Below are 22,999 nucleotides of genomic sequence, written 5' to 3' on the forward strand. Positions count from 1 at the left end.
TTAAAACTTATTATCGGTTATAGTAATCCAATACACGGTATGAAATTTTAAAATTCCAATTGGGGAAAATAAGCATTTTGTTGCATCATTCCTCTTGCGCCTTCGAAAGAACAACTCATTGCTCCTATCCTCTGAGCTTCATTTAGTGCATTTTCTAATTCATCTTTAGAAAAGTCATTTATAGGTCTTAATTCTTTACCTTTATAAAGGAAATTTATAAAGGCAGCAGAAGTCCAATCACCCGCTCCGGCAGTATCTACAATATGTTTATTTAATTGTGGAAATAGCAGTATCCATTCGGAATTTATCCGATATCTAAGTCCCCGTTCTCCTAAAGTTTGAATAAACAATTTATCGTTTATCTCTTCAAACAGTTTCGTATCTTTTATTCTTTGCTCAGAAAATTTAATAACATCAGATACTTCTAAGCATTTGTTAAATAATCTAACATTACTACCTTTATTTGACGGTTCAAAGTAGATTATGGATCCTTTTTCCTTAAAATTTTCTGCTAATCGAATAAAGGCAGGAGATACTCTATCAAAGAAAAAGACTTTAGGTACAAAATTTATTTGCTCTATAACGTCTTTTGCCTGTTTTAGAGTCAAAGACTTGAAATCTAGATAGAAATGTCCATGACCGTTACGTGATTCAAATTTATGTGTGGGTACACCATCTTTGTTTACAAAATTACGCTGAACAATAACCGGAGTTTTACCATCAATTGTGGAAATATAGCTAGTATTTACGCCATTTTTTTTCATATCTACTAGTAAACGGGCAGTATCTTTTGTTCCATCTAACCTTGCAATTGGATAAGATTCCCAACCCATATAGGAAAGAATCATCATCACATTACCACAAGTTCCTCCTACATAATAGGATAATGGAATCCGTGCGCCATCCCTTATTAATACATCCAAACTTATAAGTCCAGCTCCAACACAGATGTCCATAGATGATACCATTTTTTCTTATATGTGCACCACATAACTTTAAACTTCTTGTGAAAATAATTTTTTTCTAAGCTTCTGTATATCAGCAATCACTTATCAGAGTGGCGCAAAGTCTGACTAATGAAAACCCGATCAACAAAGACAAAGGTAATAATTAACTTTTATATTTGTGTCATTACCCTTACGATTTCACATTATTTTTGATTATTCAAGAATCAGCGTAAGCCTCGCCTGTAATCCATAAAAGGAAAGGTTCACTGCTTTTGTTCTTCTTTTTCAAAACATCTGCATTATCGATAGTATAATCTGTAGAACTAACATTATAAATAGCCACACAATCATTGAACTCTAAACCTATTAATAGACCGCCCAAGGAAAGTAATTTACTAGTAAGTAGAGCTATTCCAAAGCAAACATTATCGCTAATTGGTTTCAATGTTTTCTTATGTTCACGTATCATCTGTGATACAATACGGTAAAGTTCAAAAGGGTTCTGTTCATCTGCATATGTTATACTTCGTGGGTCGTTAAATGATTTTTCGTCAAAAAATTGCTGATACTCTTGCAATAAATCATCAGACCTTCGTGGATTGTACTTAGATGGGAAGGGAAGCACTGGATACATGTCAGACGGTTTGAAACTTTCATATATTCCTTTCAATAATTCAACATGTCGTTCACCAATTAATGGTATAAGTATGCAAATTCTATCAAGAATGGATTCAACACTTAGCATAGACTTAAACCCGGGGAGTGCCTCTACTTTATCTGTTGCTACATTAGTCTCGATACCTTTGTCTATTTCTACGTTCTCAGAAACCGTAAAAAATAAATTTTTAGAATGATCATCCTTTAGTTTAATAAACAAAGCCTTAGCTATATTAAAATAAAAAGCTCTTGGAAGTGAACTAACATCTAAAATAACATCCTGATATTTGCTAAAATCCAAATCAGCAACTTCCCGACTCATTATTGCAATACGCTTTTCCCAACTTTTTGTTGTATCTATTGATATTTCTTTTATAGAAAAACCGAATTTATTTTGAAGTAGTTTCAGAGAATTTATATTATCTGTATAAAGTTTTTTATTTTCAATCTGATTGCCACTATCAGGGAAATCAAAAGTGATACAATCCAACTTTAATCCCTTTATGTTATTAAGCAAGAGAGTTAATGTATTGTTCATACGTGGGTCGAAACCTTTACCTAAAAGAATTAATACTTTCTTTTTAGGACAATCGCCGTAATACTCTTTCCAAAAATCAGTAAGGCTTTTATTGCCATGGTACATAACATACGATTCCCATCTATACTTCATATCAATTCTATTTTATGTTGTTTACCCATTGATTTAGACGGCTTAATGATAATTTACGCCATCCGCCTCGACGTAACGGCAAATGAGCATAAGCGCACAACCATTCGTTTAGATAGAATACAGTCCAATTCTGATCCTTCTTCCCTTGTGTGCGTGGAACTTTACACAGCAAGTTATTGGCAAGACAATCTTTCAGTATATTTGCTAAATCATTATTTTCTGCCTTTTGAAACCAAAAACCGTCTTTGACAGAAAAAAGCGAATTTTCTTCTTTAACTGCGAAACCGCTCACCGTACGATATGAATATGTCATACTAAAAGTCTGTTCACGACAGAAATCAATCAGGCTGGTTAAGAACTTATAAATTTTATTCCCATGATTTAATTGTTTGATACCATTCAAATGTTCCTTACAATAATTACTAACTATCATGTCTTGATCCTCAGGAGAAAGGTCATAATGAGAAGGATCCATTATTTTTTTTGACAGCAATAATTCATACATTTTTGAGGCAACACTTAAAAATTGCTCTATATTACCAGAAGCTAAATCTATCAAAGTTTGAGCTCCGTAATATTGAGGTAACTTATTGATTTCTCCAGGCATCAATTCCTCTGCATAATCATTGAAATCCTTGCTTAAAATATTTATCATTTCCTGATAACTATAACTAAAAAATGTCGGAGATTTGTTTTCGCGCGCAGCATAAATCAACATTGCCTTGCTATGCATTGCTCTTTCATAAGGGCCTTCGTTGCTTATTTCAGTTGCACAAGCTTCAAAATTTGCATAATTTTTTAAAGATTTTAGTTGTGCAAAATATTTTTTACTTGCTTCATTATACACAGCATTGTAGTTTTCTGTAGAAGTTTCCGATAGACATGTTAGTAAGTCAATCCCTTCATAAGAAACTTTAGAACGCATAGATGCTATTCCTTTTGCCATTTTATTGAACAGGCTTTGAGAAAGATTTTCCAATTTAATAACCTGATAATCTCGACCAAGTTTATTGTTGTCATCTAAAATCTCCTCCGCACTTAGAGCTTCAAGCCGTTCTGCTATCCATAATGTTGAATGTGTACGACGTTCTGCAACTTCGCTATGAATTATTCTTTTCTGTCTATCGGTTAATTTGTGAGCATCATCTATTTGAAATATAAATTCACTACAAAGTGGTTTGTCTTCAAAACTGAACCATTTTGCATTCATAGCCTCTAAAGCGAATAATTCATCATTTCCATCAATTCCATCTTTGGGTACAACAAAATTATCAAGAAATTCACAAATTTTCCGCTCTTGTCTCGTTGCCCAATTTAACAAATCTTTTCCTGTGTAACTTTCCTTTATCTCTCCAAACTGTTTAATAGGCTCATCAGGCTTATAGATTAATTTTTGTAGAGCTGTATATTTAATTCCAGCCAATGTCATACACGACTTCAAAGTTGCTAAAACAATTCTTGCATTTAACAACGAAAGGAAATATCGTCTTTGCTCTCTACGACCAAATAGCTCATCATCTTCTAGAAACTCATAATCACGGCCCATCTGAAGATATACTCCACACTTTAAGATATGTTCTTCCTTGTCTTTAACATTCAACTTAGTGAGCTTACGGTATATTAAATTAGTATTCTTTGCTGTAACACGCCTGAGTACTGATGGAGAGAATAAACGCAATAAAGTGGTCTTCCCCGCACCTGGAGAACTAAGAATATAGGTCATAGTTCCCCAAAGCGAATCATTCGCATTGTTATGTTCCAAATAAGAAAGTGGCTCTACGGAGAACAATTCTAGAAACCTTTCGTCGGTTTCTATTCTTTCTGAAGCCCGTATTGCAAATGGATTCTTGTAATTCATATACAATTAATGACGGCTTATACGTGGAAATAAGCCCTTGAACTGATTGTTATTATCTGAATCTTGCCAAAGTATTGGCAAAGAATTATTAGGCGTATTGTGTGATAGTACTAAAGGTAAGGCACATTCATCAAACCCCAAATAAGGTCTTGTGGTGTTTCCTACCTTATAGGCTTTGTCTTGTTTTAAATTCTTATGCAGATACTTAGGTTTCCTTAGTACTTTTATCAAATCAGAGTCATTAATAATTTCTTGACTTAAAGAATCATCCAATAATTGTACCACATGGATTTCATATTTCACATTATTAAATCCCCTGGCATTTAAATATTCATTAAGACTTTTGCGTATGTTTTCTATTGCCTTGTTAGTAGCCATACAAAAAAGAATATATATGTAGGTTTCACTTCGGCTTGGGTCTAACAGGTAGCTCAGATGTCGAGCAGTTTGCTCTTCATGCTCTGAGTCTGTTATAGAACTGTCTTCTTTATCATTGATAGCACAAAGCTCATCTATTATTTTTTTCAGTTTACCATGATAATGAGCATCATCTTTTTGGTATCGAATAAAACTCTTTCCACTTGCAGTAAAGTCATCTATTAAGAAAATACTGCGAAAATAAGGATGTTCCAACCCTAGTAGTTTGTCATCATTGCGCAAGGCTGAAAGCATGTCACTCAATTTTTTACTATCTGGATAATAGTTTGTTAACACTTGTTCATTATTGAAACCTGCATTACGTCGCAATATATCTGTATGAGCTCCGTCACTTAACCCAACAATTAACGAAGACCTTTTTTCTATTTCATACTGTTTTTGAACTCTTTTGTTACATAGCATATAAGAAGGCATACTTGTATAATCTGTTGCTTTCTTAAGAAGTATTGTTTTGATTTTTAAGTCATACAATAAATTAACAAGATAGTTCATCTGAGTAGAAGATATAAATACAAGTTTGTCTTTTACAAACTTATATGCTATTTGTCTATCTTCTTCATCAAACTGATTTAACCATTGTACCAAGTTACTCATAAATCTTGTTCCTGGCATGAACCGGTCATATGCATCATATTTCATGTTTCCCATGAATTCAAGTCCGGGACGTTCCGTATTTAATTTTACATAATCCCATCCCATTACACTAGATAAAAGCTGGCTGGCTAAATTGCTGTTCATATCTTAAATTTGCATTTAAATGTTCCTTCATCAACAATGAGATGATTTAAATAAAATAATGTAGCATCAAGACCTGATATGCCTGAGGGAGCTATATTCCAACAAGAATCAATTTTTTTTGAAACTTTATCTACACTAAGGGAATTATGGTTCGATAGTAACTCATAATCGTTACCTTCTATGCTTCCATAGTCTCCAATACAAAGAGTTTTCTTCGGGTCTTCAACGACGAAGAGTTTACTAGCCTTGTTATAAACTACTACATCCATACTGTGACTGCTTCTCCAAACTCTTATATTATCCAATTGTTTATCCCAAATGATTTCACAACAACTTTCATAAACTATATTCGAAAGGCCACGAGACATGTTGCCTTCAATAGATAATTGTAAACAACGTTCTTCTAATTTGAGGTTTATGCAATAGTCGGAAAGTCTTTTTTTCAGCTCATTCTCCATAACTTTTAATTCTTCATCAAAAGTTTGACACTTCCAGTTATCTATCTGTTCTTCTTCTCCTAAAGGTAAAATACATGCCCCATTGTAATAGCCTATTTTTATTTGCGACCAAAAACACTTATCAATAGAGTTCTTAAATATTTCACCTACAGATTTGCCTCGTCCTGTAGCTATTGCAATTTTTACTCCTTTCCTTAATAATTTCAGCAATTCTTCCTTTATATCTTCCCTCAATATTTTAGTATATCTACTAGCTAGGTCTTTTGCTGAGAGGGTTCCATCATAATCAAAGGCTATAGTGGTGAATTTGATTTTATTTAACCGATGAATAAATTTGTGATATGCATTACTATATAGTTCAAATAAGTCGTCGCTTTTTTCTTCTAAAAAGCCTATCTTACGTTTTACTGCTAATTCACAAGTACATTGATTAGGTAATATTTTATTGGTCAGTTTGAAATAGTTTAAGTTATAGAGTTTGCGCCCAAACGAAGGAACTCCTGGACGACCGGGATCAATACTGCGTGCTATACCTAAATTCTCAACAAAAAAGAAAGATTTTATTAGCAAATCTATGGAGGCTTGTGAAGATTCCATCTCAGACTCTATATAGTATACTGGAATATCTTTAGGCATAGAGTCTATAGTTTTATATGCCAGATCTCTTTCTATTGGAGTTACCAAAGCAATTATGCACGAATTTACCTTATGTTTAGCAAACCAGTGGTGACGTCCATGACCAAAATTACGGTAATCACTTATTAAAACAGAACCAAGGGCGGCTTCCGTAAGTTTTGATTCAATGTCCCATGCTACAGATTCACCAAATCCTCCATACAAAATGAAGAAGTTGTCCATAGTTGCCAATTCATCAATGCTTTTCTTAGAGAATATTAGACTTTTATCTTTTGCAGGAGACTCATCTGAAACTTTATAATTATTCAATAAGTTTGGTATATCCCCGTTTCTTGCTAGGTTATAAGATTTGTTAAGCAACACAAATGTTGCCACAAGAGAGTTTGTTGCCAAAAAACCATCTTTACCTGTAGGAATTTCCTTACACCAATTCTGTACATTCTGGCGATTTTTTAGTAATTCTAATATAGGATTTTTATCATGTAATGTAAGGCTAAACATACCTGCCTCATTAAATTTTAATCCGTATTTTATTGCATTTAAAATATCTTTGTTTTTGCCACTTGCACTAATAAATAACAACTTGTTACTACGAATAATCTCCGCTCCTGAATACATAAGTTGCAAAGGAGTCATAGCTACTCCTATAACTCCATTTTGTTTTTGAAAAAGTTGAGCTGCAAAATGGCAGGCGCTAAAAGAACCTCCAGAGCCTATGCAGATCAGGGGTGTACGATTACCTTCTTCAAACATAAAATGTGACAGGCTGTTAACATCTTGTTTCTCTGCCCATTTTACAGTACTTGGTATTTTTTTTAATTCATCACCAAATGGTTTTCCCATAATGAATTATAGTTAATGTTAGGGGTACAGAATAGTAAACGTCCAATTATTGCTTATCGGCTTTAAACATCTGAATTTTCAATTAATTTGTAGCGATAATCTTCTAAGACTCGTTTTTCTTTGGCCTTCCTCTTTTTCTACCTACCTTTTTCGACTTGTATCCCGGTTCACACCCGGCTGGGATGTCAAGCCCAAAAGCCTTCGCAATCTCTACCTGCTTCCCGACAAAAGGTGTTATCTTGGTGGTATGCCCCTGTCGCTCGATACATCTTATGTTCCTCATCTCGTCAAGCATGTCCAGTGAAGAGGCGAACATGCTGTGAAGGCCTGTCGTCTTCCAGATGTGTCTAATATATGATCCTATGACTAATCCGACGAACAAGATGAACAGCCTGCCGGTCTTACCGTCCTCGCTCCAATTTCTTTGTCTGTCAGAGCACATCTCCGTCTTCATCTGCTGGAAGTACTTTTCCTGCTCGTCTCTCAATTTGTAGTGAGCCAGAGCTTGTGGCGCTGTCAAATCCAGCCCGAGCGTTACAATGGCGACAAACCCTAAAAGTCTGAGTGAGTCGTTGTACTTCTTCTCGTTCTTCTCAAACGACACGACATGCCTTTTCTTGTCCAGTTTTACGTCAAACATGCAGAAGTCCCTTTTGAGTGTCTCATCGTCAGGGGTTTCCTCTTTGCCATCAATCATCTGCTGAAGACTGCTTCTCTGCCCTTCGACTTTCATGTCTATGTTGATTTGCCCCTCGCTTCTCCACGAGGGATTGAAGAACAGATTCAGGCGCATCTTGCTTGCTGTCTTTTCGGACTTGCCCTTTCCATGTACCTTGTAGTCAATGTCGTACTGTTTGTAATACAGCTTGCTGTCAAGGTCTATCTCCATTCCGTCCGGACGGACATTGAAGTCTCCAAGGCTGTCTATTTTGTCGCTGATAAACTTGTGGCCGGTCTTCATACACATTATAGCGGGCTGGTCATGAAGAATGTTGTCCTCAAGGATTTGCACTGTCCCATAGCCCCTGTCCGTTATCATTACGTAATTCGTAAAACCGGCACAGCGCAGGTCAGACTGGATGACACCCATAGTGCGTGAGTCAGGGATGTTACCGGGAAACGACCTGTAATAGATGGGCATGTGGTTGCTGAGAGTATAGACTACAACTTCATTCGTCTGCGCCAAGGCAATGTTCTCCTTGTTGTGCCCCCAGCGTATGTCGGCCAGACTGCTCCCGTAAGCCGACCTGCTTGTGGAGTCAACAGCACAGAGCTCCATCTTTCCAATTCTTTCTGAACGAAGGCGCAACAAGGCCTGGCGGTCTTTCTCAGTGATTGACTGCGTAAGACGGGTGATGTCTCCCGGAGACATTTCGCGCGCGGACGGAGTCTTGGTGTATCTCTGCCAGCGAGCGAGCCTGCTGTAAGAATAGCTGGAAATATAGGGGAACATGGCAAGCGTCATGATGTCATCCACTTTCTCCTTGTTTCCCTCGAACACTTTCTCCAGATCCTCGCGTATCTTAGTCTTCTCCGCAACTCTTTCCATAAGCCACACGTCGCCATACAGACGGTTCTGCGCATCTCCATTGTAGGTGGGTCTCCCTGCTTTCCTCGTACTTGGCAAAGAGTCCAGTTCACTCAAATCCCATTCCTGTGGGAATAACAATTTCTTTCGCTCAGCAGGCGACATGTAGAGGTACACCTTGCCCGGAATGAACTTCAGGCTTTCGGTCACTGTGCCTAAATGAATGCTTTTGTTCATGCGCTTACCGGTTGCCTCGTTCGTCACACGTGGACGTAGTGTAGCATATCTATATCCGTTATTGATGTGAAGCGTCACCTTGTGAGCAGTCTCATCGCTTATAGGTCTTGCCATTATACTATATCATTGATTACCGCTACAAATGTAACAATAATAAGTGAAATGGCAAAACATAACAAACTAAATATTTACTGATTTATAGATAATTAGCTTTAGAGTGGGTATTATCGCTACAAATTAATCGAAAATTCAGATTAAACAGAGTACTTTCGAGTATCCCGTTTTATGCTAGGCTGAGTAAGATTTAAGACTTGTTAATCAATAGCGAGTTGTCCGGGCAGCATCTGAGCGTAGTCACGACATCCCTCAGAGAACTTCTTGAAGAAGCTCTGAAGATACTTCAACACTTTCACACCCATCATCCGGCAAGTCTGGATAATGGTATGATAGGTAGCTGCGCAATCGATGCCCTCCTCACTTCCGAAGGTCATTGTATTCTTCCGGTCTACGGTAAACGGACGCACATTTCTCTCGGCAATGTTATTGTCGATACTGTACTCTCCATCTTCCCTGTATTTCATGAGACCATCCCTCTTTAGAAAGTTGCGACAGCCCCATCTATGGTGATAGGTTCTTACAGTCACGACTTTATTTATTATCGTACTTGCCTTTGCGGGCCTGCTTGTTGAGGTTCTTCTGTTGCTTGAGTTCAACCAAGAGATCCGCATACTGGTCATTGGTCTTGTTCAACTGACGCTGCATCTCTGTCAGCTGATCCATCAATTTGATCTGATACTCAAATTGTCTGCGATTTGCATTCATAAGTTCCTCATTACGGGCCTCCGCCTTAGCTTCCCGCTCCTTGGCTTCCTCGCTGATCTTATCCAACTTATCATGGAGTTTCCGGTTCTCCTCTTGGGAGGCCAGAAGCATCTTGACTAAAGTAATCTTATCCATATCAAGGTACTCTTGCACAGACTCTGTGTGAATATTCTCACTGATTTTTTTTCGCACGGATTGCATAGATTACTCGGATTTATTCTGCTATGATTCATCTGTGGATATCTGTCGAGTCGGTGTGAACTTTTTTCGGCTTGCTGAGATTAGTTCTCGACTCTGGGTAGTTGAGTGTTATCTCGTTCGGATAGTCCTCTCCTATATATTTTCCAACTTTTTTTCGCAGCCCATAATTACTGCTCGCCAAAATCGGGGTTGTCGGCATTATCCCATATGAGGTAAGTGGGTAGGAACATTAATGGGTAAATGCCTGTTTCGATGTAATTCAAATCTGCACATCCTAAATCTTTCATCACAGAGAGATTTGTGTCCAACTCACCACATATCTTCTTATCGACCATGTCTTTGGAATACACTGTCTTCAGTTGCTCTGACAACTCCTCGAGACCTGAATTGACAATAGCCTTAACGACATGGCTGACAACGTATTTATCACAGATATTTCCTGTTGGGTAATCAGAGATGTAGACATCAAGAACTCTGCTGAAGATGCCAGACAGCTCGTCATGTACCTTCTTGTTATTGGCTTCAGTCTTCGTCTCTGTATCACAACCCATCCTTGCCAATAGTTCAGCTACAATTCGTTTTGAGTAGTCAGTTAAACCTTCTTCCAATAAGAATTGCTCAAGTTGTTTTGGTTCATATTCAAAAACCATGGACAGCATCGGCAATACGTACGTAAAGCCATTATAGTCCGGAAGGTTGAATCTGATTATGTCTTCCGACTGACGCAGCACTTCAAGTACTACATCAAAAGAAGAGAAAGAGTATGAGGACAACAGGGATATGAGGGTATTCCTTATGATGAAATGGTTGACAGTCGTATCTGACTCCAACTGCTCTGCACTTTTGCCCCATTGCTTGCCAAGCTCCCAGAGGATTAACTGTTCTTCATCAGCACAGAATTCTTCTGTAGGAATGTCGAACAGGTGGTCAAACTCACGTCGGGTTATGTCCAAAGGGTCTTTTGAAAGTGTAGTAAACACCTCCTGATGTTTTATGTTTAGATCCTTCGGGAAGTTCTTACCTTTATATGTATATTCCACAATATCTTAATTATTCTGAAAGGATTTCTCTTTCAGCGTTATGTACTCCACCAATAACGTAATATGAACTTTTCTGTTAGTCCGGTATTTTCTCAAGAGCATATTTGGGAACGAAAGCGGTGGCTATCATACACACATTTTCTATTGTGACTACAACACGATTATTACGGTCGATACGAGCGACTTTACCAACTATGCCCTTGAATTTTCCATCAGTGATACGCACCATCTCATCATTCTTGAAAACCACATGTTTATTGGTTATTACCTCAACATGTTCGTCTTCAAGGCTTGTTAGGCGTATGAAATTAGACATTTTATTAAACGGTATCGTAAGAGGTGGGTTGTAACCCGTATTGGCTACATCAAAATGATTGTAGTAGAATGTCAAGTAGTTTAATTCTGGTACTTCATTGACAAACTTGTAAGCTCCTTCTTTGTTTGAATAGAGGAATACGAACTGTTGGACGAACGGCTTGAGCACCTTTTTAAGTTTACCATCCCGCTCTTCTCTGGTTCGATGAAGAGGGACATATGCAACACCCCCTAAAGAGCGTATAGCCTCTAAAGCCTTAATTTCACGACCGTATGTTGCACGTAACACATACCATTGATACCCTTCTTTAGGGGCATACTCTACCGACACCCCCAAAAGTAAATCCTTGACCTTAAAGGGGCCCAAGGGGGATTGTCCGTGGCAGGCGGATGCCGCTGCCTAACCAAAGAACTTGATATGATAGCGTGCTAAAACTATTTTTTTTGCTTACCTTTGCGGTCATGGAACAAGAAAAGATAGACTTCTACAAAGGTTTAGCGATATATATCCTCCCCGAGGGCGTGACTAACTACTTTGACGTGGTGGACTTCAACGAGCAGCCAGCCAAAGATCACGGGAAGCTTTACAAGACCGAGCTTCACATATATCTTGATGAGAAGGACAATCGTCCAGAGGGCTTTGATGGCGTCAAGTCAAACGGCTTCGGTGAAGAGAGGATGATATACGACTTCCCTGTTCGCAACCGCAAGACGATACTTCATGTGCGTCGTCGGCGCTGGCTTACAGCTGATGGTAAGAGTGTCTCATTTCCTCTGGAAGAGGCAGCGAAGATAGTCTGCGAAGGTACGTCATACTCCAAGGAGCTGGCGCTTTTTTTAAAGAGAGCGGATGGACAATGAGCCAGTGACGGCCAAGAGCCTGAGCTGGACTTACATGATCCAGGGCAACACTTTTGCGCGTGCCTACAAGGATACTTTGAGCGATTTTCCCACTTGGGTTAAGAAAGAGAATGTCGATGATGGAATACTTATCGCCAAGAACCTCGGCCCGAGGCTCGGTATTGACGAGTCTGAGTTCGGGCATGAGGTGTACACGATTCTCCACAACAAGGATGCGCATGGCAAGAAGGGCGCCATCGTTGCTATTGTCAAGGGCACCGACCCCGAGACAGTTGCCAAAGCCCTGAGAAAGATGCCGCAAAAGGATCGGGAAGCGGTAGGGCTGGTCTCCATGGACCTGAGCGACAGCATGCGCTCTATCGTGAGAATGGCCTTCCCTAATGCCATGGTGGTACGCGACTGCTTCCATGTCATGAAACGAGGTGGTGAAGGGATCGAGGAACTGCGCATGAAATACAAGCGGGAAGCTGTCAAGGATGTAAACCGCCAGAAGGCAGAGTTCAAGAAACACCTGGAACAACTCGCCAAGCAACGCAAGTACTATCGTAACAGCAGGAAAAAGCAAGGTAAGAAGCGATGCAAGGGTAAGCGCCGAGGCCGCAAGCCAATGCGGCTGAATACAAGGTTTGAGCCCAAGAGGCTGAGCAATGGAGAGACCTTGGTAGAAGCTCTGACCCGGTGCAAGAAGCAACTGGGCAGAAGCTATGGCGACTGGAGCATAAACCAGAAGAAGAGGGCAAGAATTCTGTTCCGGCTCTTCCCGAAACTGAAGGAGGCGTATTGGCTGATAAACGATCTCAGAGCAATCTTCCGTACGAAGTCTAACACCAAGGCGACTGCGAAGAAAGCGCTTGAAGGATGGTACAAGAAGGTCACCAAATCTACCCTTAGAGAGATCAAATCCGTAAAACAGTCTATCCAGCACTACGAGGACGAGATACTCAATTACTTTATCAACAGAGACACTAATGCTTCTGCAGAATCGCTCAACTCCAAGATGAAAGCCTTCAGGTCATGCCTGAAGGGGATAAGGGATATACCCTTCTTTTTCTATAGATGTATTACCGTCTTTGGTTAGGCAGCGGCATCCGCCCGCCACGGACAATCCCCCTTGGGCCCTTAAAGGCCACATCATCACTCTTAGGAATTGAACCAATTCTTTCGTTGGTCTTTTTGGAATCAGTCTTCCCATCCCGAACTTCAGTATTCTTCAACACATCCATACCGGCATTTCTTATGTATTACATTTGACACGAAAAAGCGCGGAATCGTTCCGTTGTCCTCCATACGTGACGAGACTCTAGCATAGCCTATAATGGTAGAACGGACACAGCGTCGATAAACGCCTTCCTATATGTCAGACTGAAAGTCCCAACGAAATGCCATTGCTGGCACTTACATGCGTCTGAAGGTGAAGTCTTTTAAGACTTGCCAAACTCAGCACTGCGTGGAATGCTGTTCGTTAGCTCTATAGGAGAGCGAATCTCCAACCGAGGGTACAAACAGCCATTCAGTCGGTACAAAGGTAGCTCAAAAAAATGAATAGAACAAAATAAAGACGAGAAAAATTACCCACTAACCTAATATTTTTAATATTGATGTTATAAGTTTTATAATGCTACTTACGTGGCTGAATCAGAATTATGTCTGAGAATAGACGAAGTTGTCAAAAGTTTTTAATAACCACATATTATCACAAGTAGTTGATTTTCACAAGAAAACCGATTCGATTAGTGATAACCAACAAGTTAACAATACACTTTTTCGAATCACTTGTGATAACTTACTGTGAGTTTAGCAGGCTCTTTATCATTTCGTCTATCTCACGGTTCACTCGGGCAAAGTTACGGTTCAGCATGACTTCCTTCTGACGGGCATCCTTGAAAGCGTATATCTTAGGGAGGTCAACGTATTGAGCTTCTTCCTTCTTGATTTCTGCCATATTGAAGTTGGTCTTGCAAAAGTACTTAGTCGTCTTGAACTCAGGACTTTCCTCAAGGTTGATGCTGCTGAAGGAACTGCGCTCCGTGGGCGTAAAGTCTCGGGCAGCCTGTCCGGCAAGCCAACCGGTGGCCATGTCGGCAATCTTGGCAGCAGGGACGAGGTTGTCCATCTTCTCGCTGATGGAGGTGCTGACCTTTGAGTCGTTGATGGTGATGGACTTGCTTGTCTGCTTGGCCTTGCCAAAGACATCATTCTGTGCCCACTCCAATGTTTCTTTGTTGCGGGCCGCACCCATGAAAATGTTGCCACAGGTGGTGATAATCTTCTGCATACCGTTCTTGCCATAATCGGCCTCCAACTGGGGAAGTTCCTGAAAACCGAGGGTGACAGCCACCTTGTTGCTTCGTGCCGTGCCGATAAGACGGTCTATCTTGTGGAAGTAGAGTGTGGGCAGCTCGTCGACGATGATGCTTACCGGCAGGTTGCCCTTGCTGTTGATACGGGTGACCAGACGGTTGAGGATGAGGGCATTGAGCGAGCCGATGACCTGCTCCTTTTCCGGGTCGTTGGCGATGACAAGATAGCTGGGGTTGGACTTGTCGGAGATCTTCAGGTCGAAGTCGTCGCCGGTGAACACCCAGTAGGCCTCAGGGGAAACAAGACGGGCGGCATTGACACGGAGCGTACCCACCATACCTTCCAACTGGTCATTGGCCTTGTTCTTATAGGCACTTTGGAACGGTGCCATGAGAGACATGATCTTTGAATCTTGCATGAGGATGTCAAAAACTTCACTGTAACTGCGGCCTAAGAAGCTGAGCACATGGGGCATATCGGAGTACTCGCCAGTGATAGTGTCGGGCTCCACTTCGTTGCCGTCCTCGTCCTCGTACCAGCAGCGGTCGATGCGTATTTCCTGCTTGTTGCCGTTGAGATAGGAGAAGCCGTTCAAGTCGACAAACATATCGTCACTGTCGGTGGAGACATTGTTGCTGTTGCAGTCGATGAAGTCCAATACCACGTTTCCATGCTCATCCAAAGCCTTATAGTCTCTCCAACTGCGTATGACAAGACGGAGCTTCCGGTTATTCCAAAGCACATAGCGGTTCAGCTTTTTGCCGTCCTTATAGCCGGTGGGGTGGAAGTTGACAAAGAAGTAGATGATGGCGGCAAGGAAGTTCTCAGCGGAGTTTTGGAAGAAGGCTTCTGAGCCGCCTTTCTTCTCACCACCGCCTTTGTTCAGAGAGGCAAGCAGTGTGGCTGCCGTCTCGGAGGCTGCCGCAAGGTCAGGAATGCACTTCCGCTGGATGGGGTTCACACGATTGGAGTACTCCACATCGGTGAAGTTGACGATGCGGAAACCGCAGTTCTTGGGCAGCTTGCCCTGCTTACGGTTCTTGCAGTACTGATAGAAGAGGTTTCGTGCCAAAGCCGGGAACTTATAATCATAGACCATCATGGCAACACCTTTGGCTGAGTGTTGCCGGATGAACGGGTCGATGATACCGAAGGACTTACCGGAGCCGGGCGTTCCCAAGACGATGGTGGCACGGAAGGGGTTGATGATGTTGATCCATCCGTGGTTCAGACGCTTCTTATAGTAGTAGACCATAGGGATATTGACACTGTACTCGTTCTCTTCCTTGTTCCGGCTCTGCTCGAAGCTCTCGTTTTCGAAGTTCCATTTATCGTCGCCGATCTTCATGCCCAAATATTTGGCAATGGCATCGAAGCCCTGGTGAATGAGCATCGTGCCTGTGACGGAACAGAGGACATAGAGACAGCGGTTGAGGGAATAACCGGCGAATGAGCCGTTGAGTGGCATATCATAGAAGATGAAGCACATAACGATCATCGATGCTCCGGCAAGGACGGGATAGAGCACCATCGTCTTGAGATTCCATTTCAGGCTCTTGCGTGCTCTCGTTCCGATGCAGGTAACGGTGATACAGATGAGTTCCATCACCTTGCAGGCAGCCACGGAGTCAAAGACCTTGAAGCGGTGGAAGAGCTCAAGGACAAAGGCGACCATTCGGTTGTCGGAGGTGATGGGCAGGTTCATCACAATCTCTATGATCAGTATCAGATAGATGCAAGAGCGGAACATACTGTACATCTGCTGTTGTTCACGGGTTTCTTCCATAGTGTTGGCCTACTAAGGTTTCTGTTATTATTATGCTACAATTATGAATTTTATTGACACAAAAGTTAAAGGTATCGAATGAGCTTACAAAACGGTCCCTTTTGGCTCGTGAAACGGCCTTTTTTGTCGGCTGAAAAAGGCCATTTTGCAATGCCGTCTGGCATGTTTTGCAAACTCATTGAATTACAATTACTTACAAAGCCACTCATAATAATGTCTACGTTTGAACTATCTTTACAATCTTGTTATACCATTATATATAGGTATGCAGACATTCTCCCCTTTCGGGCAGGCTTGGAGAGGCAGATTCCTTTAGTGTAGGTTTATCAGCAGATCCGGCGAGAAACTGTCGGCATTGAGGATGTCACGGTAGTTGATGTCGAGGTAGCTGACACGGCCGCTGATCTGGTCCTCAGTGATTTCAAGACGAAGTTTCTTCTCTTCGGGGAACGTGAGCTTCTTCAGTACGATGACATTGCGGTAGGACTTCGTGAAGTGGTCGGCATGGTTGACCATGTAGACGGGCGTGAGCTCGATGGTCTGTGAGTTCGTCGCCTTCAGCTCTTTCTTGTCCATCAGTTTCAGACGGATCTCGGCAATGTCATACTTGATGTTGCTCTTGTTCTCCAATGAGAAGTCGATGAAGAAGTAGTCGCCGACGGTGTAGATGTTGTTCACCTGCGCACGGATGCCATACTGTTTGCCATGCACACTGAAGCACTTACGGCGGCTCATGAAGATAGACCAGCAGAGACGCGACATATCACCCTGCGTCATGCTCACCTCCGGATTGGTGTAGTCGCGGATGTCCTCCTGTCCGACGGTATAGACGGAGTGGGCACGCTTCGGGGCTTTCGTGTAGTAGACGGTGAACTGGGCGATATGGCGCTCGCCGATGACCGTTACCGTTCCTGCGAGTTCATTGTCCATTAGCGTGGACTTGGGCTTCAGACGGACAATGTTGTCGGCGCACTGGTTGCCGACGAGCTTGTCAGTGGAGATGTCCACGAGCTTGATGTTCTCAGGCATGATGAGATGGGTGGTAACCTGGTCATTGACGTAGATGACCGTCTTCTGAAGATTGCGCTCGAAGATACGTGCGTCATCCTCCGTGAGGCGGTGGATGTAGCGGATGCGGACAGTGTCGTTTTTCTCTTTTTTCTCTTTTTTCTCTTTCTTCTCACTGTTAGTGAGGCCGTCAGCTTTAATGGTTGTAACGGTACTTTCTGCGTAGGTGGGCAGGATGGCGACAGCCATCAGTGCCATGATAATAATCTTTTTCATTCGTTCTGTGTGTTTATAAGGTAGACAATGGTGTTGTACTTGATTTTGGCTTTGTTCTTGCGGATGTTCTTCGACACGGCAGAGCTGGCAGACTGGTACATGTTCTGCAGGGCTTGCAGAGCGATAATCTCCGGGGACACGCCGCCGGTGCCGTTCACGTCGAACTGGATGTTCTGAGCGGCGATATTGGAGCCTGCGTCCTTCATCATCTCACGGAACGTGGACTCGGGAACGTAGAAGCCCTCCATGCCGTCGTTGTCAAAGACGCTGAGATTGACCTTAATGAACTTGTTGCCGACGAGAATGCTGGTGATGTTGGCCATGACACGCTGCTGTCCGAAGCCCGTGACGATGCCGTAGAGGTAGGAACCCTTTTTGAGGCGAATGCCCTTGACGGTTACATCATCGAGGAGCTTGAAACGAAGTCTTGTGCCCTCACGTGCCTTGGTGGTCTTGTCAATCATCGCCTTGATAAGCGGCTCGTCGATATTCTCGGTGCTGGCTACGGTATTGAATTTCTCGCTGTTGTCCTCCTTAACCTTCTCGACGACCTCGGTCTTCTCTTCCTTCTTGTTTGATTTCTTTCGGGAGTTTCCGGTGAGTGCTTCGATCATCGCTTGTTGCTGTCGTCTTTCCTCGGCTTCCTCTTCCTTGTCGCGCTGTTCCTGCTCGGCATAGTAGCGGCGCTGGCGGTCCATGCTGCGGTTCTGGATGCGCTCCAGCTCACGGGCATAGTCGTTGAGGTCGTCCTGTTGGGTGCGTCCGCTGCCATAGCTGCTGCCGTAACTGTTGCTGCTATAGCCGTTGATGCGGTTCATGTTGGCCTGCTGACGCTCGCGGAGGTCCTGCTCGGCTTTCATCTGACGGAGACGCTCGGCATTGATGGCATTGATATCTTGCCGCTCCTTGTCGTTGTAGCCGCTGCCGGTGGTGTCCTTCTGCTCATAGTCATCACCGATGCCATCGACGGCGGTAAAGGCTCCACCCTCGGCAAAGTGCTTGTTCATCGCCGTCATCTTGTTGTCCATGCCCTCAGCACGGGCGTCTGGGATGCTCATGTTGATGGAGTCGGTGACTACGTTCCCGGCAGTCTTGCCGTTGCCCTTGAAGGTCTCCATGCCGAAGTAGATGAGCCCCAACAGGGGCAGGAAGATGACCAGAGGGAAAATGTACTTGGGTTGTCTGAGGTTCAGACGCTTGAGTTTCTGTAAGTTCATATCATATGTTTTTTATTGTTTTGTGTTTATTGCTTATTGTCGAGGTACTTTACCACGAGTTCGAGCTGGCGGTACTTCACCATGATGTCCACGGAGTCCTTATGGCTCTTGACGGGCAGACGGACGAGGGAGTCGAGGTCGTGCTTGAGTTGCTGGCCTTTGTTGGTGAGTTCCACGGTCTGGTCCACCTGCATGGACTTCAGACGCTGGATGCGGCGGATGCCGTCGAAGGCGGGCTTCACGTCAGACAGACCGCTCATCATGTCGGACTCGTTGTAGGTGGAGGTAAGGGTGAGCCACGTGCCGACAATCAGTGAGAGCATGAGCATACTGATGGTGATGACGGACACTCTCTTCTTGTGCTTGTCCGCCCATTGGTTGGCTTTGGCTATCTTGTCCTTGAGCTTGAACTTGTCGGTCAGTGACTTGATGCCTTCCGCTATCTTGGCGTCTTTCTTTGCTTTGGTGCGTTTAAAAATCTTCATGGTACAAAAAATTATTTTTTATTTAATTGTACCGATCTACTCCCTTTTAGGTGGTGAGTATCTTCGGTTTAATAATCCAAATCTTTGTTCTCGAGTGTTCTCCAGTTGGTGATGAGCAGTCCGTGGGGATTGTTCTGTGTCCTTGGCACGTTCTCTATCTCGCCCACGGTGATGATGGAGCGCTTGAGGTCACGGCTGCGACGCTTGATGAGCTGTGTGCCGAAGTACTTGAACTTCTTGTCGTGCTCGTTGAACTGGATGGAGTCGCATTTGATGGTGCAGACGGCACTGCTCGATATGATATCAGAGTAGAAGCCGTTTTCTTCCATGGCCTGTTTCTGTTTCATTGCCGTACCGTCTGCCATGTAGAGCGCCTTGCCCAGAGTCCACTTGATGTAGTCGTCATCGGGCGGAAGGTTGAAGAAGTACTGGTGGAAGAGCTGGATATGTGCCTTGGCTTCCATCACGAAGTTGGCTTCCTGCAGACTGCGCTCGGCAAGGAATGGAATATCCCCATCGAGGATGTATATCTGGCTGCGCTCCTCACTGACAAGCTTCGAGCTCTGATAGACAGTGAAGATGCAAATGGCAGTGCAAGCCGTCAATGTGAGGATGACGGTTGCAAGTGCCAGCTTGGTTTTCTGTTCTAAGGATTGTATCAACATAACGCTTGTTTTAATTAGTAATGAGTAATTAGCAATGAGTAATTTAAGGTGAGTAATTAGCAATGAGCAATCGAGTTACAGTATTGCCTTTAGAAAGGTTAGGAGCTGGAGCAGCCCGCTCAGCTGCAAACTGCTAACTGCTCATTGCTAATTGCTCATTAATTAGTTATTGCTTTCCGCCCCTCCGGGTCTGTAGTTGGAGTCGGACTTGCCCACATTGTTTATACTGCGGGCGGAGTCGGCACCACGACTGTAGGATGTTCCCAATCCAGTCTGAACCATGATGGTACGGGCAGTCTGGCTGAAGCCGCTGCCACCGTCACTGTGAGACTGCTGGGCGGCACCGATGATGGAGGCCGTTCCCGTTGCAGCGGCCGCACCTGCGGCTACTGTTGTGCTTGCAGCACCCATAGCATAGCTTGCGCCACCAAAGACAAGGGTCTGTGCCATACTGCCGGAAGCTGTTCCTGCGCTGGAGCTGATACCACCGGGGATGAGCCACGAGGCCACTTCGGGCACGAAGCGGAGGACATAAGCGCCCACGAGCATGCCCATAGCATACATACAGTTAGATCCGATGCCCTGCAACCCCAAGGCTCCTATCTGCTGCCATGAGTTCACTGTTCCTCTCAATAGGGTATCGTAGGCCTTGATGTCTTCCATGAGGTTGTACATCAGTATGAAATCGATGTAGTAGAGGCAGAAGTACACGACAAAGCCCCATAGGGAAAGCGACAGGTACTTGCCTATCCATTGGGCCCAGGCGTTGCTCCATGGCGGTACTATGCTAAGGGCAAACATGATCGGGGCAAAGGTGGCGAGGATGGTCATGAAGATACGCTGGGCAACGAGCATGCCGTAGTAGGACATCTGGAAGATGAGCTCGCCGACGAAGCGTATCACGTCGTTGATCCACTCGCTGACCTTGGTCTCGGCGGCAACAGCGGCACGCTGGGCGTAGTTGTTGATGGTGGTACCGAGGTTCTCCATGTTATAAATGAGCTTATCCCACCAGTGGGCATCCTCACCGATTTCCTGCACCTGCTTAGCGGTCTCGATACTGTCCTGGACCTGACGGAGGCGTTTGAGGTAGTCGTCTTGCTTCTGGGCGACCTTAAGCTCCAGTGCCGCCACTTCCCGGTTCTTGCTCTGTGCCATCTGACGGGTCACATCCTCCAGACCCTTGCCAGGCATCCTGAGTGACGTGCAGATATAGCTGCTGTAGGTGATACACAGGGATAGGCCGATGATACGGGCGAGTTTCATCACGTCCATGCCGCGGCGGCCGAGCATCATCATCCAGCACTCGTAGGAGCCCATGCAGAGGGCAAGCAACAGGCCGAGCATCTTGGCAAAGCTGATGGCACTGCCAAGGACGGCGGACTTGGGAAAGGTCTCCATGGCCGTCAGCAGTCGCATCAGACTGTCGTCGATGGCAGGGAGACCCATCGTCAGCAGCTGGTTGATGAACATTGAGGATAATTGTAAGTCTATCATAGTACTTTACTTGATTAATTCTGCATAATTCCTTGATTTTTACCTTTTTATTTTTTTTCTCTCAGTAGTATTGCTGTGCCATCCCGACAAGGTGTGCCACACGGGAGACAATCTGCTCCATCTGCTTCTTGTACTCTATGTAGGCTTCCTGACGTTTGGAGTTTTCAAGCTCATTGCCAATGCCTTGCTTGTGGGTGTAGGCGATGGACTGGCAGATCATGTCGTTCTGACGCTGGAGCTCGCTGACCTGTGGAGCCATCTTGCCCTTGCTCTTCGTAAGGCAGTAGGTGAGCCCCTCAGTGATGGATTTCTGCATACGTGTAAAGTCGTCCTTGAAGGAGTGATAGACAAGGTCGACGTTGCGGTCGGCGGCACGGAACACTTCCTCGTCGTGCATCTCCTTGACTTTTTCACGTTCTTCCTCGACTTTCTTGATTTTTTCCTTCTGCGTCTCCTCCTGCGCTACACGGCGGGGCATGACGGTCTTGACGTTGGACTTGTGCTCCTTGAAGCGGACACGGTAGCCGGACTTGAAGCCCGACCACTTCCAGTAGGTCTCGGCACCGGAGTATTTCTTGTGGAGGAAGTAGTAGTACCAGTCGGGGGCGAAGTCCCAGGGACCGGTCTCCATGCTCCGCCACTGTTTCTCCTTCTGTGAATCGTGTACTTTCTTTTGCGCATAAGCGCTCCCGCTTCCCACAAAGAGGAAAGCGAGAGCTGTACACATTATAAAGATTATGGAAGAATGACTGTGTTTCATGGTATAGGATGTTTGATGGTTTGTTCGTTTGATATTGGGAATTGGAATCCTGTTCTTTTATGGGTTGGCTCAAGCCCCGTACCACTTGTCTATGACTTTTTTCGCTATCTCGTCCTTGACCTCGCTGTTGAGGATGTCCCAGATGTAGTCGTAGTGGAAGCCTCCCATGACTACAATACTGCACCAGAGGTTGGCCGAGTCGATGATGCCGAGCATATTGGAGATGTAGCCGTGGAGGGTGTTGATAAGCTCCAGTTTCTCGTCCATGCTGGCACGCATGAGGTTCAATCCGCTGGCGGTAAGGGTGGCGTACATGGTCTTGATGTTCTTGATCTCCCTCGCGCAGGCAAAGTTGGCCTCGGTATAGTACCATGCCACAGCCGGTTTCTTGAAGGTGTACTTGACAGTGTTCTTCGTGAACTTGGTGTACTGGTCGATGAGACGGTAGAGGTCGGTGCCGGTGGAGGCGAGTGCCGCACCGAGGATAACGTAGCTGTAGGCGTTGTTGAGCTTGGAGTTCAATGTCATGCGCACGTCGTTGAACTTCGTCGCTCCCTTGGTGACGAGGCTCTGCTCACCATAGCTTACGGCCACCTTCTCCAGTGCCTTCTCCTCTTCTTTCTTGATGAGCATGTGCAGCGAGATCAAGGCCTCGATGGTAGGCTGGTCATTGGGGTAGTCGAAAGCATGGGCTTTCGAGGGGTAGAGGATGGCGACGGCCAGGATGCAGATTATAAAGGTATGGGACTTCATAG

General features: G+C 44.0%; 19 protein-coding genes and 1 pseudogene. 2 read left to right on the forward strand and 18 right to left on the reverse strand.

Annotated elements, in window-relative coordinates; translation table 11 throughout:
• Positions 1 to 47: 47 nt before the first annotated feature.
• The 10 genes and pseudogenes from LDN30_RS11330 to LDN30_RS11375 form a co-directional block, all read right to left on the reverse strand.
• Positions 48 to 968 (reverse strand): PfkB family carbohydrate kinase, encoded by a 921-nt coding sequence (locus tag LDN30_RS11330; protein ID WP_223929562.1) that lies wholly within the window; start codon positions 966 to 968, stop codon positions 48 to 50.
• 196 nt (positions 969 to 1,164) lie between these two features.
• A complete protein-coding gene (locus LDN30_RS11335) occupies positions 1,165 to 2,274 on the reverse strand; it encodes a hypothetical protein (protein ID WP_223929563.1) in 1,110 nt (369 codons plus the stop codon).
• Between the two features lie 7 nt (positions 2,275 to 2,281).
• Positions 2,282 to 4,132 carry an ORC-CDC6 family AAA ATPase gene (locus LDN30_RS11340; RefSeq protein WP_223929564.1) on the reverse strand — a complete coding sequence of 617 codons (1,851 nt, stop codon included), beginning with the start codon at positions 4,130 to 4,132 and terminating at the stop codon, positions 2,282 to 2,284.
• Positions 4,133 to 4,138: 6 nt separating this feature from the next.
• A complete protein-coding gene (locus LDN30_RS11345) occupies positions 4,139 to 5,308 on the reverse strand; it encodes a phosphoribosyltransferase-like protein (RefSeq protein ID WP_223929565.1) in 1,170 nt (389 codons plus the stop codon).
• Entirely contained in the window at positions 5,305 to 7,245 is a 1,941-nt protein-coding gene (locus LDN30_RS11350) for an HAD hydrolase family protein (protein WP_223929566.1), read from the reverse strand. Before LDN30_RS11350 ends, LDN30_RS11345 begins: the two co-directional genes overlap by 4 nt.
• Positions 7,246 to 7,348: 103 nt before the next feature.
• A complete protein-coding gene (locus LDN30_RS11355; RefSeq protein WP_223929567.1) occupies positions 7,349 to 9,124 on the reverse strand; it encodes an IS1634 family transposase in 1,776 nt (591 codons plus the stop codon).
• A 370-nt stretch (positions 9,125 to 9,494) separates the two neighbouring features.
• Positions 9,495 to 9,594 (reverse strand): annotated as a pseudogene (locus tag LDN30_RS16535) (IS66 family transposase); the annotation flags it as partial.
• Positions 9,595 to 9,658: 64 nt separating this feature from the next.
• Positions 9,659 to 9,967 (reverse strand): hypothetical protein, encoded by a 309-nt coding sequence (locus LDN30_RS11365; RefSeq protein ID WP_223929569.1) that lies wholly within the window; start codon positions 9,965 to 9,967, stop codon positions 9,659 to 9,661.
• Positions 9,968 to 10,200: 233 nt separating this feature from the next.
• Positions 10,201 to 11,073: a hypothetical protein gene (locus LDN30_RS11370; protein ID WP_223929570.1), complete on the reverse strand. Its 873-nt coding sequence runs from the start codon at positions 11,071 to 11,073 to the stop codon at positions 10,201 to 10,203.
• A 76-nt stretch (positions 11,074 to 11,149) separates the two neighbouring features.
• The gene (locus LDN30_RS11375; protein WP_223929571.1) at positions 11,150 to 11,755 is read right to left on the reverse strand and encodes a UpxY family transcription antiterminator; all 606 of its coding nucleotides are present in this window, start codon (positions 11,753 to 11,755) and stop codon (positions 11,150 to 11,152) included.
• 95 nt (positions 11,756 to 11,850) lie between these two features.
• Between LDN30_RS11375 and LDN30_RS11380 the strand changes: the two genes are divergently transcribed.
• Together LDN30_RS11380 and LDN30_RS11385 are read left to right on the forward strand one after the other, a co-directional pair.
• Complete coding sequence (locus tag LDN30_RS11380; RefSeq protein ID WP_223926852.1) at positions 11,851 to 12,249, forward strand: ISAon1 family transposase N-terminal region protein; 399 nt, start codon at positions 11,851 to 11,853, stop codon at positions 12,247 to 12,249.
• Entirely contained in the window at positions 12,239 to 13,327 is a 1,089-nt protein-coding gene (locus LDN30_RS11385; protein ID WP_223929572.1) for a transposase, read from the forward strand. The genes LDN30_RS11380 and LDN30_RS11385 overlap by 11 nt, the downstream gene beginning before the upstream one ends.
• Before the next feature lie 705 nt (positions 13,328 to 14,032).
• On the opposite strand, the gene LDN30_RS11390 is transcribed toward LDN30_RS11385, so the two are convergent.
• From LDN30_RS11390 to LDN30_RS11425, 8 genes are all read right to left on the reverse strand, one after another.
• Positions 14,033 to 16,336 carry a type IV secretory system conjugative DNA transfer family protein gene (locus LDN30_RS11390; protein ID WP_223929573.1) on the reverse strand — a complete coding sequence of 768 codons (2,304 nt, stop codon included), beginning with the start codon at positions 16,334 to 16,336 and terminating at the stop codon, positions 14,033 to 14,035.
• 312 nt (positions 16,337 to 16,648) lie between these two features.
• On the reverse strand, positions 16,649 to 17,593 hold the full coding sequence (gene traN, locus LDN30_RS11395; protein ID WP_498043769.1) for a conjugative transposon protein TraN: 945 nt from the start codon (positions 17,591 to 17,593) through the stop codon (positions 16,649 to 16,651).
• Between the two features lie 23 nt (positions 17,594 to 17,616).
• Positions 17,617 to 18,837, reverse strand: a complete 1,221-nt coding sequence (gene traM, locus LDN30_RS11400) for a conjugative transposon protein TraM (protein ID WP_223929574.1) — start codon at positions 18,835 to 18,837, stop codon at positions 17,617 to 17,619.
• Positions 18,838 to 18,863: 26 nt separating this feature from the next.
• A complete protein-coding gene (locus tag LDN30_RS11405; RefSeq protein WP_223929575.1) occupies positions 18,864 to 19,322 on the reverse strand; it encodes a hypothetical protein in 459 nt (152 codons plus the stop codon).
• A 68-nt stretch (positions 19,323 to 19,390) separates the two neighbouring features.
• Complete coding sequence (gene traK, locus LDN30_RS11410) at positions 19,391 to 19,987, reverse strand: conjugative transposon protein TraK (protein ID WP_223929576.1); 597 nt, start codon at positions 19,985 to 19,987, stop codon at positions 19,391 to 19,393.
• A 162-nt stretch (positions 19,988 to 20,149) separates the two neighbouring features.
• Positions 20,150 to 21,460: a TraJ family protein gene (locus LDN30_RS11415; RefSeq protein ID WP_373316568.1), complete on the reverse strand. Its 1,311-nt coding sequence runs from the start codon at positions 21,458 to 21,460 to the stop codon at positions 20,150 to 20,152.
• An 85-nt stretch (positions 21,461 to 21,545) separates the two neighbouring features.
• The gene (locus LDN30_RS11420) at positions 21,546 to 22,211 is read right to left on the reverse strand and encodes a DUF5045 domain-containing protein (RefSeq protein ID WP_223929578.1); all 666 of its coding nucleotides are present in this window, start codon (positions 22,209 to 22,211) and stop codon (positions 21,546 to 21,548) included.
• A 102-nt stretch (positions 22,212 to 22,313) separates the two neighbouring features.
• On the reverse strand, positions 22,314 to 22,997 hold the full coding sequence (locus LDN30_RS11425) for a hypothetical protein (protein ID WP_223929579.1): 684 nt from the start codon (positions 22,995 to 22,997) through the stop codon (positions 22,314 to 22,316).
• Positions 22,998 to 22,999: the final 2 nt, after the last annotated feature.

It is taken from the genome of Prevotella lacticifex (assembly GCF_019973375.1).
GTDB lineage: Bacteria > Bacteroidota > Bacteroidia > Bacteroidales > Bacteroidaceae > Prevotella > Prevotella lacticifex.

Bases quoted from the DNA above. Each gene is read 5' to 3' on its own strand.
- LDN30_RS11330 (WP_223929562.1), bottom strand. From the start codon at position 968: ATGGTATCATCTATGGACATCTGTGTTGGAGCTGGACTTATAAGTTTG.
- LDN30_RS11335 (WP_223929563.1), bottom strand. From the start codon at position 2,274: ATGAAGTATAGATGGGAATCGTATGTTATGTACCATGGCAATAAAAGC.
- LDN30_RS11340 (WP_223929564.1), bottom strand. From the start codon at position 4,132: ATGAATTACAAGAATCCATTTGCAATACGGGCTTCAGAAAGAATAGAA.
- LDN30_RS11345 (WP_223929565.1), bottom strand. From the start codon at position 5,308: ATGAACAGCAATTTAGCCAGCCAGCTTTTATCTAGTGTAATGGGATGG.
- LDN30_RS11350 (WP_223929566.1), bottom strand. From the start codon at position 7,245: ATGGGAAAACCATTTGGTGATGAATTAAAAAAAATACCAAGTACTGTA.
- LDN30_RS11355 (WP_223929567.1), bottom strand. From the start codon at position 9,124: ATGGCAAGACCTATAAGCGATGAGACTGCTCACAAGGTGACGCTTCAC.
- LDN30_RS11365 (WP_223929569.1), bottom strand. From the start codon at position 9,967: ATGGATAAGATTACTTTAGTCAAGATGCTTCTGGCCTCCCAAGAGGAG.
- LDN30_RS11380 (WP_223926852.1), top strand. From the start codon at position 11,851: ATGGAACAAGAAAAGATAGACTTCTACAAAGGTTTAGCGATATATATC.
- LDN30_RS11385 (WP_223929572.1), top strand. From the start codon at position 12,239: ATGGACAATGAGCCAGTGACGGCCAAGAGCCTGAGCTGGACTTACATG.
- LDN30_RS11390 (WP_223929573.1), bottom strand. From the start codon at position 16,336: ATGGAAGAAACCCGTGAACAACAGCAGATGTACAGTATGTTCCGCTCT.
- traN (WP_498043769.1), bottom strand. From the start codon at position 17,593: ATGGCTGTCGCCATCCTGCCCACCTACGCAGAAAGTACCGTTACAACC.
- traM (WP_223929574.1), bottom strand. From the start codon at position 18,837: ATGAACTTACAGAAACTCAAGCGTCTGAACCTCAGACAACCCAAGTAC.
- LDN30_RS11405 (WP_223929575.1), bottom strand. From the start codon at position 19,322: ATGAAGATTTTTAAACGCACCAAAGCAAAGAAAGACGCCAAGATAGCG.
- traK (WP_223929576.1), bottom strand. From the start codon at position 19,987: ATGTTGATACAATCCTTAGAACAGAAAACCAAGCTGGCACTTGCAACC.
- LDN30_RS11415 (WP_373316568.1), bottom strand. From the start codon at position 21,460: ATGTTCATCAACCAGCTGCTGACGATGGGTCTCCCTGCCATCGACGAC.
- LDN30_RS11420 (WP_223929578.1), bottom strand. From the start codon at position 22,211: ATGTGTACAGCTCTCGCTTTCCTCTTTGTGGGAAGCGGGAGCGCTTAT.
- LDN30_RS11425 (WP_223929579.1), bottom strand. From the start codon at position 22,997: ATGAAGTCCCATACCTTTATAATCTGCATCCTGGCCGTCGCCATCCTC.